Source organism: Pseudomonas sp. St386 (genome assembly GCF_018325865.1).
GTDB classification, from domain to species: domain Bacteria; phylum Pseudomonadota; class Gammaproteobacteria; order Pseudomonadales; family Pseudomonadaceae; genus Aquipseudomonas; species Aquipseudomonas brassicacearum.
Genome location: NZ_AP021900.1, coordinates 444944 through 460567, shown reverse-complemented (window position 1 = coordinate 460567; position 15624 = coordinate 444944). Strand labels below are relative to the sequence as shown.

General features: G+C 61.7%; 11 protein-coding genes. 3 read left to right on the top strand and 8 right to left on the bottom strand.

Features of this window, described 5'->3' with window-relative positions:
• Positions 1–107: 107 nt before the first annotated feature.
• Both KI235_RS02030 and KI235_RS02025 read right to left on the bottom strand, forming a co-directional pair.
• Positions 108–677, bottom strand: coding sequence for a lipocalin family protein (locus tag KI235_RS02030; protein WP_003196879.1), 570 nt, complete (start codon positions 675–677; stop codon positions 108–110).
• A gap of 31 nt (positions 678–708) precedes the next feature.
• Entirely contained in the window at positions 709–963 is a 255-nt protein-coding gene (locus KI235_RS02025; RefSeq protein WP_003196877.1) for a hypothetical protein, read from the bottom strand.
• Between the two features lie 281 nt (positions 964–1244).
• Here KI235_RS02025 and KI235_RS02020 point away from each other — a divergent pair, with 281 nt between their 5' ends.
• On the top strand, positions 1245–3137 hold the full coding sequence (locus KI235_RS02020; RefSeq protein WP_013692077.1) for a methyl-accepting chemotaxis protein: 1893 nt from the start codon (positions 1245–1247) through the stop codon (positions 3135–3137).
• A gap of 132 nt (positions 3138–3269) precedes the next feature.
• Here the strand turns inward: KI235_RS02020 and KI235_RS02015 are convergent, their stop codons facing one another.
• From KI235_RS02015 to KI235_RS01995, 5 genes are all read right to left on the bottom strand, one after another.
• Positions 3270–3866 carry a DUF924 family protein gene (locus KI235_RS02015; protein WP_003196874.1) on the bottom strand — a complete coding sequence of 199 codons (597 nt, stop codon included), beginning with the start codon at positions 3864–3866 and terminating at the stop codon, positions 3270–3272.
• Between the two features lie 3 nt (positions 3867–3869).
• A complete protein-coding gene (locus KI235_RS02010) occupies positions 3870–4880 on the bottom strand; it encodes a class 1 fructose-bisphosphatase (protein WP_003196872.1) in 1011 nt (336 codons plus the stop codon).
• Positions 4881–5114: 234 nt separating this feature from the next.
• Positions 5115–6491: a DUF3999 domain-containing protein gene (locus tag KI235_RS02005; protein ID WP_027911771.1), complete on the bottom strand. Its 1377-nt coding sequence runs from the start codon at positions 6489–6491 to the stop codon at positions 5115–5117.
• Positions 6488–10126 (bottom strand): DUF2339 domain-containing protein, encoded by a 3639-nt coding sequence (locus KI235_RS02000; protein WP_039013519.1) that lies wholly within the window; start codon positions 10124–10126, stop codon positions 6488–6490. Before KI235_RS02000 ends, KI235_RS02005 begins: the two co-directional genes overlap by 4 nt.
• Before the next feature lie 318 nt (positions 10127–10444).
• Positions 10445–12895 (bottom strand): glycogen/starch/alpha-glucan phosphorylase, encoded by a 2451-nt coding sequence (locus KI235_RS01995; protein WP_003196867.1) that lies wholly within the window; start codon positions 12893–12895, stop codon positions 10445–10447.
• 106 nt (positions 12896–13001) lie between these two features.
• Here KI235_RS01995 and KI235_RS01990 point away from each other — a divergent pair, with 106 nt between their 5' ends.
• On the top strand, positions 13002–13142 hold the full coding sequence (locus KI235_RS01990) for a hypothetical protein (protein ID WP_155767778.1): 141 nt from the start codon (positions 13002–13004) through the stop codon (positions 13140–13142).
• 6 nt (positions 13143–13148) lie between these two features.
• Positions 13149–13586: a YkgJ family cysteine cluster protein gene (locus KI235_RS01985; protein ID WP_003196865.1), complete on the top strand. Its 438-nt coding sequence runs from the start codon at positions 13149–13151 to the stop codon at positions 13584–13586.
• A gap of 206 nt (positions 13587–13792) precedes the next feature.
• On the opposite strand, the gene typA is transcribed toward KI235_RS01985, so the two are convergent.
• Positions 13793–15613, bottom strand: a complete 1821-nt coding sequence (typA, locus tag KI235_RS01980; protein WP_003186725.1) for a translational GTPase TypA — start codon at positions 15611–15613, stop codon at positions 13793–13795.
• Positions 15614–15624 lie beyond the last annotated feature (11 nt).

Genomic DNA, 15624 nt, shown 5'->3' with positions numbered 1-15624 from the left:
GTGGGAGCGAGCTTGCTCGCGATAGGGCCTTTACCTTCAACATACATGTTGACTGAAAGTCCGCTATCGCGAGCAAGCTCGCTCCCACTTCGGTTTTCGGGTGACAGTCAGTTCGAGGTCTTGGCCATCTGTCGATCCGACGCGCGCCAGATCAGGCGCGTGGTGTCGTAGCCCTGCTGGCGTGCCTTGCTCAGCAGCTCCTCGCGCACGACGCTATTGACGGTCGGTGTACGGGACAGCAGCCACATGTAGCGACGGCTTGGGTCGCCGACGATGGCGGTCTTGTAGTCATCGCTGACGTACAACACCCAGTATTGCCCTTTCGCCACGCCCGGCACGATCCGCGAAAACCAGTTGTCGAACTCGACCCAGAGCTTGTCGGTCTTGCCCGGCACCTGTGGCGTGGCGGTGCCCCTGGCTTCTTCCCACTGCCAGTCCGAGGTCAGGCAGCGATTGAGCACTCCCACGCTGCCGTCTGGCTTGAGGGTGTAGTGAGCTTCCGATTGCGCACAATTGCGCTGGAAATACATGGGCAGGCGGGCCAACTCATACCAGGTCCCTTGGTAGCGCTTGAGATTGACGCTGTTGACCGTCTTGGGTGCCAGCGGATCTTCGCCAGAAGTGGCACAGCCAGCCAAAATCAGGCCAGCCAAAAGCACAAAAACTAACCGCATCATTATTTTTCTCCCGCAGGCCTCTGGCCTCGGTTTACTTCAGGCCTTGGCCGGAAAACATCAACACTTTGTCACCGGCGTACTGCACGCTGATAAAGCTTTTCTGGTCGCCCCAGGTGCAGCTGGACATGCCGAGCGCGCCTGAACAATCGGTCGGTTTCCCCAGTAACGTTTCGACTTCGGACTTGGGCATGCCAGCCGACAGCTTCGAGTAGTTTTCCTGGTTGACCTTGCTGCATGCAGTCAATACGACACACACAAACAACAAGGCGATAGATCGCAGCGACATGGTGTAACTCCTGGAACGGAAGGGGGGTGGCAGGTGCCAACCAGAAGCTTAGAAGAGAAAACCCCTATCTGGTTCCCCTACACCCCGGTATTTATTGGGTCTGGGCAGGTGTTTCATCGGTGAAACACTCACTTTGTGACAGCGTCGTGCATTTCGTCGGAATTGAACCGCTACCGCTGATGGGGCGGTCTGGCACGCCGATAAAAAGAAACAGCGCAAACCAATGCGTTATGGCAAATTGACAGCCCGTCCTGACCCGTCCCTCCGCGGTAGTGTTATTAATGACCAGAAACATGAAATTCAGCCATAAAATCCTGCTGGCTGCCGCCCTCGTGGTGGCCGTTGCATTCGCCTGTTTCATCCTGTTCAACGACTATCGTCAACGCCAGAGCTTGAATGCCAGCACCGAAACCTCCATGCAGGAACTCGGCAGCCTGACCAGCCGCAACATCCAGACGTGGGTCGACGGCCGCATCCAGTTGCTGCAATCGCTGGCCCAGCAGATTGCCGTGGACGGCAGCAGTGCCGACAGCCTCAAGCGCGCCGTAGGCCTGCCGGCCTACACCAGCAATTTCCAGCTCAGTTATTTTGGTGGCACCGACGGCGTGATGTTCTCGGTACCGGCCGGCAATCGCGCCGCCGATTACGACCCGCGTGCCCGTGGCTGGTACAAGGCCGCCAACAGCGCACAGCAAACCATCGTCACCGAACCCTACATCGCCGCCTCGTCGGGCAAGCTGGTGATTACCGTCGCCACCCCGGTGCAGCACCAGAACCAGATGATCGGCGTGGCCGGTGCGGACATCGACCTGTCCAGCGTCAGCGCCATCATCAACTCGCTGAACTTCGGCGGCCACGGCCACGCGTTCATCGTCAGTGCCGACGGCAAGATCCTGATCCACCCCGACAGCAAGCGCGTGCTCAAGACCCTGGCCGAGGCCTACCCTAACGGCGCGCCTCAAATCAGCCCGGGCGTGAAAGAAGTCGACCTCGACGGCAAGACCCAATTCATCTCCTTCACCCACGTCAACGGCGTGCCGGGAGCCGACTGGTACGTGGCGCTGGTGCTCGACAAGGACACCGCGCTGGCGATGCTCAGTGAGTTCCGTACGTCGGCGCTGATCGCCATGGTCATTGCCGTGGTATTCATCATCGCCCTGCTCGGCATGTTGATCCGCGTGCTGATGCAGCCGCTGCTGACCATGGGCCGCGCCATGCACGACATCGCCGAAGGCGAAGGCGACCTGACCCGGCGCCTGGTCATCCACGGCCACGACGAATTCGGCGCGCTGGGGACTTCGTTCAACCGCTTTGTCGAACGCATTCATACCTCGATCCGTGAAGTGGCCTCGGCCACCGGCCAGGTCAACGAAGTCGCCCTGCGCGTGGTCAGCGCGTCCAACTCGTCGATGTTCAATTCCGACCAGCAGGCTTCGCGCACCAGCAGCGTGGCCGCGGCCATCAATCAGCTCGGTGCCGCCGCCCAGGAAATCGCCCAGAACGCCGCCCTCGCCTCGCAACATTCCAGCGATGCGCGCAGCCTGGCTGAAGATGGCCAACAAGTGGTGGATAAAACCATCGCGGCCATGCAACAGTTGTCGGCCAAGATCAGCGATTCGTGCGGCAACATCGAAACCTTGAACAGCAACACGGTGAACATCGGCCAGATTCTTGAGGTGATCACCAGCATTTCCCAGCAGACCAACCTGCTCGCCCTTAACGCCGCCATCGAAGCGGCCCGTGCCGGTGAAGCCGGGCGCGGCTTCGCGGTGGTGGCCGATGAAGTGCGCAACCTGGCCCACCGCACCCAGGATTCGGCGCAGCAAGTGCAGAAGATGATCGAAGAACTGCAAGTTGGCGCCCGGGAAGCGGTACTGACCATGACCGACAGCCAGCGCCAGAGCGAAAGCAGCGTCGGCATCGCCAACCAGGCCGGCGAACGCCTGGGCAGCGTGACCCAGCGTATTGGTGAAATCGACGGCATGAACCAGTCCGTGGCCACCGCCACCGAAGAACAGACCGCCGTGGTGGAGTCGATCAACGTCGACATCACCGAGATCAACACCCTGAACCAGGAAGGCGTGGAAAACCTGCAAGCCACCTTGCGGGCCTGTGCCGACCTGGAGCAGCAGGCGGCGCGGTTGAAGCAGTTGGTGGGTAGTTTCCGGATCTAGTGCTTTTGCGGCCTCTTCGCGAGCAGGCTCGCTCCCACATTAGAACTTCAGCGGACGCACATTTTGCGCTCAACGAAAATCCAGTGTGGGAACGAGCCTGCTCGCGAAGACGGTATCAGCCTCACAGCAAAATCAGAACCTGGACCCAGGCCTGTTCAAGAATTCCACTTCCTCAGCCGTAGACTCGCGCCCCAACACCGCATTGCGATGGGGAAAGCGCCCAAACCGGGCAATGATCTTCTGATGCCGTTCGGCATAATCCAGGTTGTCTTCGAACACCGCCCGTTGCGCCTCCGGTTGTTCTCGCACCAGATCGATAAACCGCGACACGGCCTCGTTCTGCACCGCGAGGTTTTCGCAGTGTTCGAGCACGAGGTAGATGAATACGCGTTGGATCGGTTTGAGTTGCCGGTCGAAACCCGCAGCCATGCCCTGGGCTACCAGCGCTTGGGCACGCAGGTCGCCGGAGAAGGCCTTGGGGGTGTCGCGAAAGATCATTCGCGGGAGTTGGTCGAGTAGCAGCACCAGGGCCAGCCAACCTTCCGGGCGTTGCGCCCAGTCGGTCAATCCGCCGGCCAGTGCCAGCTCGACCTGATCGCCAAAGCGCTCGTTGGCCTGGCGATCATGGCGTTTGCCGAACCACAGCTTGCCTCTGTCAGCCGATATCTCGTCCGGTGTCTTGGCTGAACCAAACCACCAATCGAGCAACGGCTGCCAGGGCTCGGCCATGATTTACTCCTTGTGGTAGGCCGTGGCGCGCGCCACTTCTTCCTTCGAGCCGAGGAACACCGCCACGCGCTGGTGCAGGCCGTCGGGCTTGATATCGAGGATACGCTGATGGCCGTCGGTGGAAGCGCCGCCCGCCTGTTCCACCAGGAACGACATCGGGTTGGCTTCGTACATCAGACGCAGTTTGCCCGGCTTGGACGGCTCACGGCTGTCGCGCGGGTACATGAACAGACCGCCACGGGTCAGGATACGGTGCACATCGGCAACCATCGCGGCGACCCAGCGCATGTTGTAGTTCTTCTTCAGCGGACCTTCTTCGCCCGCCAGCAACTCTTCGACGTAGCGTTTTACCGGAGCTTCCCAGTGACGCTGGTTGGACATGTTGATGGCGAATTCCTGGGTGGTTTCAGGAATGGTGATGTCTTCGTGGGTCAATACGAAGCTGCCCATCTCGCGGTCCAGGGTAAAGCCCTTGACGCCGTCGCCCAGGGTCAGCACCAGCATGGTCTGAGGGCCGTAGATGGCATAACCGGCTGCGACCTGCTCGGTGCCTGGCTGCAGGAAGGCCTTTTCATTCAAGGCTTCGTTCTGGCTCAGGTATTCGTTCGGGCAACGCAGTACCGAGAAGATGGTGCCAACCGGTGCGTTAATGTCGATGTTCGACGAACCGTCCAGTGGGTCGAATACCAGCAGGTAGGCACCCTTGGGGTATTTGCCCGGGATCTGGTAGGCATTGTCCATTTCCTCGGACGCCATGCCGGCCAGGTGACCGCCCCATTCGTTGGCTTCAAGCAGGATTTCGTTGGACAGCACGTCGAGCTTCTTCTGCACTTCGCCCTGCACGTTTTCGGTGCCCATGCTGCCCAGGACACCACCCAGCGCGCCTTTGGAGACGGCGTGGCTGATTTCCTTGCATGCACGCGCCACCACTTCGATCAAAAAGCGCAGATCGGCAGGGGTGTTGTTGCTGCGGGTCTGCTCAATCAAATAGCGACTCAAGGTAACGCGGGACATGGACGGCTCCGAAGAATAGGGGGCGGAAAAACCAGCGCAGTTTAGCGCGAGTCGGGACTTAATTCCTCCTATGAGACGGGGAATGGAGGATTGAGTTCACGGGGTAGCGGTTCGCTTGGGTATTTCTGTTGGTTGAGAGAACGCTATCGCGAGCAAGCTCGCTCCCACAGTTGACCGAGTTGCTGCGACGAACGTGGCCTATTGTGGGAGCGAGCTTGCTCGCGATGAATCACCTCAACTCTTGACCGGCGGCTTGCGCAGCAGGCTGAACGCCATCGCCGCGAGGAACAGCACGCTGAGCAGCAGCACCGCCCACAAGCCGATTTTCTTCCAGTTGGTCTCGACCGTCGCAGGCGTGGTTGCCGAGGCCGCAGCCGGGGTCGACGTGGCCGCGCCGTTCACGGTCGCCGTACCCAGCGTTGCCAGGCGCGACGGTTTGTAATCGGGCACCAGCGTGGTCAAGGGCAAGCTGGCCGCTTTCACTGTCGCGCTGCCCAGGGCCAGGCTGTAAGGTCCTTCGCCACGCGCCAGGAACACCACCTGGGTCGGACGCACGGCAAAGCGCAGGGCCGGGGCTTCGCTGCCCAGACCGCCGCCACGCTCGTCCACGGTCAATTTCAATTGCTGTACGGTCTGGCCGGACAGTTGCAATTGGTTTTGCAACACATCCTGGCCGTTCTGGGTCAGGCGATAGAGCAAACCACTGCCCAGCGGCTGCCACGGATGGCTGCTTTCACGGCGACCGGCCAAGGTCACCGGCGCCAAGCTGTTGGCCTGGCTCAGCTCGACCTGCACCTGCTCGATGTTCAGCCCCATGGGCAACTGCCAGGTGTATTCACCAGCCTTCACGGTGCTGCCGGCCAATGGCTGCGACCAGGCCAGTGGCAACGGCAAGCTTTCGCGGCTGGCGCTTTGCAACTGGGCCGAGGTCAGGATCGGCGCGGAGGACGGCGAATCCCACAACAGCCGCAAGTAACGCGCCGATTGCCCCGGCAAGCTCACTTCATGCTGCTCGACTCGCTCATCGGCAAAGGTCAAGCGCGCCACCTGGCCTTCGCCCCACGACTGCCAGTGTTGCAAGTCGTCACTGGCTTCGATGGTAAACCGCTGGAAACCGTCGCGTTCACTGGTCCAGTCGAGGACCAACTGCTGCAGCGGTGCCTTGATCGCGCTGGCATCCAGCAACCAGCCACGCAGCTCCTCCTCCCCAGCTTCGAGCCGGCTGGAGGGTTGGACTTCCACCAAGGTGCCGTTGGCATTCGATTGCACCCGCACACTGGGCGCGCGCTCATTGTCATCGGCGGCGTTGTACAGCGGGAACCACTTCACGTCGGTGAGGGTGCGGTTTTCCCGGCTCTGGGCCGACTCGCGCACCAGGGCGTAGGCCTGGGCCTGGCCGGCCGCGTTGAAGACCCGCAGATCGCTCAGGTCGGTCTGTCGCGCCTGCAACTGCACGTCCAGAGGCAACGGGAGGCGATACCACGGCCCCTCGCCGCTCAAGGCCATTGGCACCTGATGGGCAAAATCCGTCGGTTGCTCCTGGGCCACGGCCGACAATGCCGCCCATAACCCCACCACGCCCAGCCCGATCCGACTCAACTTGCGACTCAAGACGACACTCCCTCACTGACAGGCATAGGCGGCTCATCCTGCACGACCGTCTCCGGGCGCTTGGGCGGCAGCGGCGCAAAATAGCCCACTACCAGCAGCAACACGCCTACACCGATAAACGAAACAATCCGCGCCAGACCGCCACGGTTACTCAATTCGACAAAAAACAGCTTGGCCACGACCACCGCGATCAACGCCGCGCCGATCAGCCACACTTCACGACGGTGGCGCAAATGCCCACCGATCATCAGCCCCAGGGCGATCAGGGTCCAGACAATGGACAACCCGGCCTGCACGAACATCGACTCGAGCAGCGCGTCCAGCTCGTATGGCACCCCCATCCACTGGTGGGCACTGCGCATCACCAGGGCGGTGAAGAACGCGAACAGCGACACACCGGCGATCAACTGAGCGATGTGCCCGACGCGATTCCAACGGTTCGTCGATTGCTCCACGGCATTGCGGGCCCACACATAGATACCGAACAAGGCGAACAGCAGGCCCAGCTCCAAGGGATTGAGCAACGGCACATAAGGCAGCGGCTCTGAGTTGCCATCGCTGAAGGTGTTGGTCAGCCAGAACCAACCGAGCATCAACAACGCCATCGGCGCCGCCGCGTAGACACGGTACTCGCGCGGTTGGGCCGATACCGGCCACGGCAAGGCACGCGGCGTGGCCATCAGCACCAGGTAAAGGCCTGGCAGGATCGCCCAGGCCAGCCAGCGCCAGGCGTTGTACTGCTCGGACAGCAACAGCAGGCCGTAACGCAACTCCAGCATCAACACCGCCATCAGCAACCAGCAACCGAGCACATGGGCCGTACTGCTCGCCGGGGCCGGCAGCATCGGCGCCAGGCGCTTGAGAGAAAGGAAATGCACGGCAAATACCGCCAGCCAGGCCAGCCAGCCGAAATTCGCGGCCGGGTGATAGTGGCTGTGCCCCGTTGCCACCAGCACGCAGCCCGCCGCCGGAATCAACAAAGTACACAGCAGCCCCAGCGCCGGCCATTTCAAGCGCTGCGCCAAGACTGTCCACACCGCCACGCTGATCACCGCAACCAGCAGCAGCCAACTGCCCTGCAGGTTTGCCGGGGCAAAGCGCAATACTTCGCTGACCCACGCCAGCGCCCACCAACCGGCGCCCCAGATCAGCAGCAGCTCGGACAGGCGCTGCAAGCTCAAGACCTCGAGTTCCCGCGCCGCGTGCGCCCGTTGCAGGCGCCATGCGCCCACCAGGGCTGCGAGCCCCAGCACCAGCGGCGTCCAGAAGCCGCTGTGGGCCAGCGGTCGCAGATCCTCGGCGTTGAGCGGCCCCAACAGCGCCGGCCCCGCCGTCAGGAATGCCGCACCGCCCAGCAGTTGCAGCAGCAGGCCGAAGACAAAACTCACGCGCTGTTTCAGGTACAGGCTCAGCCAGATGATCAACAAGCCGCTGGCCGCCCACACACCGCTCGCCGTTTGCCACGGCAGGACGAACAGCACCGCAAGGTTGATCAGCACCAGCCCCGCCAGCAACACCACCGACAAGCCGCGCAGCAACCGGACATCGTTGCGCACCATGTCGTCACGTGCCGCCAGCAACATGCCGCCAATCAACGCCAGGCCGATCAGCGAGGCGCTGAGCAAGCCGCTCCAGCCCGCGCTGAACACCACCGCCGAATCCCCCTCGGCGCCTTGCAAGCGCAGCAGGAACAGCGCGCCGCCAAGCAATTGCACCCCAAATGCGCTGAACAGGAAGCTGCGCGACTGCAGGCGCAGGCCAACAAACAGCGTTGCCAATCCAGCCAGGGCCCAGGCAATGGCGGTGCCGTGGGTGAAGAAGAACAGCGGTGCCAGCAGATAGAGGAAACTCAACCCCAGCACAGCCAGCACCGGCAGGCCTCGGCGCTCCCAATTGGCGCTGTGTTCAGGTTCAGCCTTGTGCAGTTGGTAGAAGGTGAACAGCAAGGCGCCGCCGAGCATCAACGCGCCCAGCGCTGAACCATCGAGCAGGCTGCCGTCGCCGATACGCAATTCGCTGACGAACGCCAGTGCCGAGCCCAATTGCAGCAACAAGGCGAAAGCCCGGGCGAATGGGCGCTGCTGGCGCAGGCCCAGCCAGAAGATCCCCGCGCCTTCCACGGCCCACGCCGCTGCGGTCCAGCGGGCGTCGAGCCCCAAGGGGATCGCCAGGCTGGCAAAAATCACCCCCAGGGCAAGGCAGGTTTCCGCCAGCAACAGGGCGCGACCGCCCATCAATACCCGCGCCAGGCCCATGTAGATCATGCCCAGGGCCAGGGCGCTGAACGCAGCGGCGAACTCAAAATGCTGCACCAACGCGAACTGCAAGCCGAAGCCCACCAGCGGCGGGCCGAACAGCATGGTGCCGTCCACGTAATCGCCCTTGCGCGCCGACCAGTGCAACAGCGCATCGCGGCTGGCGTCTTCGGGAGCATCGCTCATTTCCAGCAACTTGCGCCGGGTGAACAGCAAGCCAATCGCCAGGTAGATGAGGAAGAACAGGATCAGGAACGGTTCGGTGCTCCAGAGCAGTTCCGGTGTGTAGGAGCGCATGCCCCAGGCGAAACCGATGCCGAAGGTGCCGACAAAGCCGATCAGGTTGAGCAGGCGCCAGGCCTTGAACCAGGCAATCGCGAGGATGCCGGCGTTGAGCAGGATGAAATAGCTGAACAGCGCGACGTGATTGCCACTGCCGGTGGAGGTCAGGATCGGCGCGGCAAACCCGCCCAGCGCCGCAGCCGCGGCCAGGCCCAAGGCGTTCTGGGTAATCGCCAGGATTGCCGAGAACACCGTCACCGCGACCAGCAAGCCCAGGGCCGCCTTGGAGTCGAGCAACGGATGCAGGCGCATGGCCGCGAACACTGTCAGGTACAGCACCGCGATCCCGGTGCCCTGGAGCATAAGCGCATAGTTGCTGTTGCGTTGGCGCAACCACCAGCCCAGGCCCAACAGGCCCAACGCGCTGGCCGCGACGCCGGCGTAACGCAACTCGATCGGCACCACCATGCCTTCGGTGGCATAGCGCAGCAAAAACGCCAGGCCGAGAAACAACAGCACCACGCCGACCCGCAGCACCGTGTTGCCGCCGAACAGCCAGTTGCGCGCGCCAATCACGGCGCGGTCGAACAGATTCGGGCCACGGGGGGCCGCGGGTTTCGAAACCCTCGGTTCCAAGGGCATCGGCTCCAGGGGCAGCGGCGCGAAGTCGCGCTCGGCACGCCGACTGGAAGTGGTTGGCGCGGGTTTCCAAACGTCATCGGGCAACGGTTGGCTGGCCTGGGTGGCCATCGCGGGAACGGGTTCGAGGTCTGGCGGCAATTCCCAGACAAGCTCTGGCTCGGTGCGCGTCTCGGGCTTCGCAGCCTGGGGCACGACAACCTCGGGCGCTGGCGCCGAATCACTCGATTCGGCCACCTTGCCGCGTTCGAGAACCGTCAGACGGGCTTCCAACGTGAGCAAGCTCTGCTGGGCCTCTTGCAACAAGATCTGTTGCTTGGCCGCCTGGCTACCCAGGCGCCCCAATCGAAACGCCTGGGCGATGCCAAGCCCCACCAGCGCGCCTATCAGCGCATCGGCAAACGACTCGTCCACCACCCAGCCGAGTGCCAGGCCCAACAGCGTCAAGATCCATTGCATGGTCGATATCCCTAAGCGGCCCGTTGCGGGCGTAACCGGGGTGATGCGGTGCTTGACTCAGTCTAGTGGAAACCCCCAAACCCTGTGGGAGCGAGCTGTGTGGGAGCAAAGCTTGCTCGCGATCCAGGCGCTGCGGTCCTCAAGAGACCGCGGCGTTTTCATCGCGGGCAAGCCTTGCTCCCACACAGCTCGCTCCCACATTGGATTGTTGGCACTTCCAGTGCTGAGCCCGGCCACACAGCCCGGCGAAACTGGCGCCTAGTATATCGACGAAGCCCAACCGCCGTTGGGCTTCGCTCACATTTCTTACAGCAAATGCTACTCCAGGGCTTTCCAGATGTCGGTCGCGTATTCGCGGATGGTCCGGTCCGAAGAGAACCAGCCCATGCGCGCGGTGTTGAGCACCGCCGAACGCCACCATTGCTTGGAGTCGTGCCAACGCTCTTCGACCTTGGCCTGGGCGTTCCAGTACGAGTCGAAGTCGGCGCAGACCAGGAAGCGGTCGTAGTCCACCAACGAGTCCACGAGCCCGGCGTAGCGCATCGGATCATCCGGCGAGAACACCCCGCCACGAATCGCCTGCAGCACATCATTGAGCCGATGGGACGCGGCGATGTCCGGCGCGGCGCTGAACTCACCGTTTTGCTTGCGGGCCTCCACCTGCTCGGCGGTCAGGCCGAAGATGAACATGTGCTCACCGCCGACGCGCTCATGCATCTCCACGTTGGCGCCGTCCATGGTACCGATGGTCAGCGCGCCGTTGAGGCCGAACTTCATGTTGCTGGTGCCCGACGCCTCGAAACCGGCCGTGGAGATCTGCTCCGACAGGTCCGCCGCCGGAATGATGCTTTCGGCCAGGCTGACGTTGTAGTTGGGCAGGAACACCACTTTGAGCAAGCCACGTACGGTCGGGTCGTTGTTCACCACCCGGGCGATGTCGTTGGTCAGCTTGATGATGAGCTTGGCCTGGTGATAACTGGCGGCGGCCTTGCCGGCGAAGATCTTCACCCGCGGCACCCAGTCCACTTCCGGCTCGGCGCGGATCGCCTGGTACAGCGCCACGGTGTGCATCAGGTTGAGCAACTGGCGCTTGTACTCGTGGATTCGCTTGACCTGCACGTCGAACATCGCCGCCGGGTTCACGGCAATCCCCAGCCGCTCGTGGATCAAGTAAGCAAGAGCCTTCTTGCTGTGCAGGCGCTGCTCGGCGAACTGCTTGCGAAACGCCGGCTTGTCGGCAAACGGTTCCAGTTCGATCAAGCGCTCCTCGGGGTTGTCGAGCACGCTTGGGCCGAGGGCATCGACCATCATCGAGGTCAATTCGGAGTTGGCCTGGAACAACCAGCGGCGGAAGGTGATGCCGTTGGTCTTGTTGTTGATCCGATCCGGATAGAGCTTGTGCAGCTCGGAAAACACCGTGCTGCGCATCAGTTGGGTATGCAACCCGGACACGCCGTTGACGCTATGGGAACCGAGGAACGCCAGGTTACCCATGCGCACCCGGCGGCCGTTGTCCTCTTCGATCAGCGAAACCGAGCGCAGCACATCGAAATCGTGCACGCCCTTGGCCCGTAGCGAATCGATGTGCTGGGCATTGATCAGATAAATGATCTGCATGTGCCGGGGCAACATGCGCTCCATCAGCCCCACCGGCCAGGTTTCCAGGGCTTCGGGCAGCAGCGTGTGGTTGGTGTAGGACAGCGTGTCCTGGGTGATCTGCCAGGCCGCGTCCCAAGCCACGTCGTAAACGTCCACCAGTTGCCGCATCAGCTCGGCCACGGCAATGGACGGGTGAGTGTCGTTGAGCTGGATCGCCGCATGGTCGCCCAGGGTCAGCACCGAGGTGTGCATGTTGCGATGACGGCGCAGCAGGTCTTGGAGCGAGGCGGCCACGAAGAAGTATTCCTGGCGCAGGCGCAGTTCCTGGCCAGCCTCGGTGCTGTCGGCCGGGTACAGCACGCGGGAAATACTTTCGGCCCGGGCCACTTCCGCTACCGCACCCAAGTGGTCGCCGGCATTGAAGCGTTCCAGGTGAAGGTCTTCCACGGCTCGGGCGCGCCACAGGCGCAGGGTATTGACGCTGGCACCGCGCCAGCCTACCACCGGCGTGTCATAGGCAATCGCCCGCACGGTTTCGGCCGGGGACCAGACTTGCCGGGTTTTACCCGCCTCATCGGTGACGGTCTCGACGCTGCCGCCAAAGCCGATCGGGTAGACCACTTCCGGCCGCTCGAACTCCCACGGATTGCCGAAGTCCAGCCAGTGCTCGGTCTGCTCCTGCTGCCAGCCATCGACAATCGCCTGGCGGAACAGGCCGTGTTCATAACGGATGCCATAGCCATGGCCGGCGATGCCCAGGGTCGACATGCTTTCCATGAAACACGCGGCCAAGCGGCCAAGACCGCCGTTGCCCAATGCTGCATCCGGCTCGAGCAGACGAATGCGCTCCAGATCCACGCCCAGTTCGGTCAGCGCCTCGCGCGCCGTGTCCAGCAGGCCGAGGTTGCTCAGGCTGTCGTAGAGCAAGCGACCGATGAGGAATTCCAGGGAGAGGTAATAGACGCGCTTCTGGCCCTTGCGGTAGATCTGTCGCGTGTGGTCCATCCAGTGATCGACCATGTGGTCGCGGGCGGCGAGGGCGATAGCTTCGAACCAGTCGTGATCAAACGCATGATCCGGGTCCTTGCCAACGGCATAAGTGAGTTTGGTCAACACGGCGTCGCGAAATGCGGCAACTTCAGCTTCGCGAACAAGTGGTTCTTGAGTCATTGATAAGACCTCGAACGAGCATGGAATTGTCTGAGCCTAGACGGTCTGACAGACGGTACAGGCTCTTGGTTCGGTGGATTTCCCCGAGTGTCGGAGAATCGTCGCCATGGAATTGCCGGATGGTCGAATGAATGCAGGGGCCGTGCCGATCCGGGCGGGTTTGGCCGGGATGAAAAAAAACTGGCGGATGGTCGTTCAAAATTTCACCAGTCCCGGTATGATCGCGCGCCCTGATGCATGCTGGTAAACCGTGATGATGAAGCCCAACCTGATCGCCGCCGCGGAGATCGACCGACTCGATACCTGGGCCAAGTACTCCGCCCCGATGTGCGGTTCCTGTGTGTCGAGCTGCTGCACGCTGCCGGTGGAGGTCAAGATCAAGGACCTGATCCGCATCGGCATCGTCGATGAGTTCGAACTGGGCGACCCGCCGAAGAACATCGCCAAGCGCCTGCAAAAGGAAGGGATCGTCGAGCGCTACAACCAGAAGTCGGAAATCTTCACGCTCCAGCGCATGAGCAACAACGATTGCCTTTATCTGGACCGCAAGAGCCGGTTGTGCACCATTTACGAGAAACGCCCGGACACCTGCCGCAACCATCCGCGGGTTGGACCACGGCCGGGGTATTGCGCCTACAAGCCCAAGGAAGTGGAGCGCGAGCGTAATCCACGGACGTTGGACAAATTCTGATCGACTGATGGTTCAGCTGTGTCTGAACCACCGTTATCGCGAGCAAGCTCGCTCCCACACGAGGTCTGTATCCACTGAAGATCCACTGTGGGAGCGAGCTTGCTCGCGATAGGGCCCTGACAAGCGACACACAAACCCCAGGCATAAAAAAACGCCCCCGATCTCACGACCGGGGGCGTTTTTTTAGCTGCTAACTAAGTCGAAACTCAGTTGCCGCTTTTCTTGGCAGCGCGGGTACGCTCGCTTTCGCCAAGGATTTTCTTACGCAGGCGAATCGACTTAGGCGTCACTTCACACAGTTCGTCTTCCTGCACGAACTCCAGCGCTTGCTCCAGGGTGAACTTGACCGGCGGAACCAGGGCGATGGTTTCGTCCTTGCCCGAAGCACGCATGTTGTCGAGCTTCTTGCCTTTGGTTGGGTTCACGCCCAGGTCGTTGTCGCGGCTGTTCAAGCCAACGATTTGACCTTCGTAGATATCCTGGCCGTGCTCGACGAACAGCTTGCCGCGCGCTTGCAGGGTTTCCAGCGAGTAGGTCAGTGCCTTGCCGGTCGCAACCGATACCAGGACACCGTTCTGACGGCCGGACATGTCGCCGGACTTCATCACGTCGTAACGATCGAAGATCGAAGTCAGGATGCCGCCACCGGAGGTCAGGGTCAGGAACTCGTTACGGAAACCGATCAGGCCACGAGCCGGGATGTTGTACTCAAGGCGTACACGGCCCTTGCCATCCGGAACCATGTTGGTCAGGTCGCCCTTACGCAGGCCCATTTGCTCCATGATCGCGCCCTGGGATTCTTCCGGCAGGTCGATGGTCACGTTTTCGTACGGTTCGTGCTTGACGCCATCAACCATGCGGATGATCACTTCAGGACGGCCCACACCCATTTCGAAGCCTTCGCGACGCATGGTTTCGATCAGCACCGAGAGGTGCAGCTCACCACGGCCGGAGACCTTGAACTTGTCGGCCGAGTCGCCTTCTTCAACGCGCAGGGCAACGTTGTAGAGCAGCTCTTTGTCCAGGCGCTCCTTGATGTTACGGCTGGTCACGAACTTGCCTTCTTTACCGCAGAATGGCGAGTCGTTGACCTGGAAGGTCATGGAAACGGTTGGCTCGTCGACGGTCAACGGCTTCATCGCTTCGACGTTCAGTGGGTCGCACAGGGTGTCGGAGATGAACAGTTGCTCGAAGCCGCTGATGCAGACGATGTCGCCGGCAGCTGCTTCTTCAACGTCGATGCGGTGCAGGCCGTGGTGACCCATCAGCTTGAGGATACGACCGTTGCGCTTCTTGCCGTCGGCGTCGATGGCAACCACCGGGGTGTTCGGCTTGATGCGACCACGGGCGATACGGCCAACACCGATAACACCCAGGAAGCTGTTGTAGTCCAGTGCCGAGATCTGCATCTGGAACGGGCCGTCACGGTCGACTTTCGGCGCTGGTACGTCGTCGACGATCGACTGGTACAGCGGGGTCATGTCTTCAGCCATGGCGGTGTGGTCCAGACCGGCAATGCCGTTCAGGGCCGAGGCGTAGACGACTTTGAAGTCCAGCTGTTCTTCGGTGGCACCCAGGTTGTCGAACAGGTCGAAGATCTGGTCCAGAACCCAGTCCGGACGCGCGCCTGGACGGTCAACCTTGTTGATGACCACGATCGGACGCAGGCCGGCTTCGAAAGCCTTCTTGGTCACGAAGCGGGTTTGCGGCATAGGGCCGTCCTGGGCATCAACCAGCAGCAGCACGGAGTCAACCATCGACATCACGCGCTCTACTTCACCACCGAAGTCGGCGTGGCCCGGGGTGTCCACGATGTTGATGTGGTAGCCATTCCAGTTGATGGCGGTGTTTTTCGCCAGGATGGTAATACCGCGCTCTTTTTCCTGGTCGTTGGAGTCCATCACGCGCTCGTCGTTGAGCTCGTTGCGCTCCAGAGTGCCGGATTGACGCAAGAGTTTGTCTACCAGGGTGGTCTTACCATGGTCAACGTGAGCAATGATGGCGATGTTGCGTAGATTTTCGATCACTTGTGTATCTC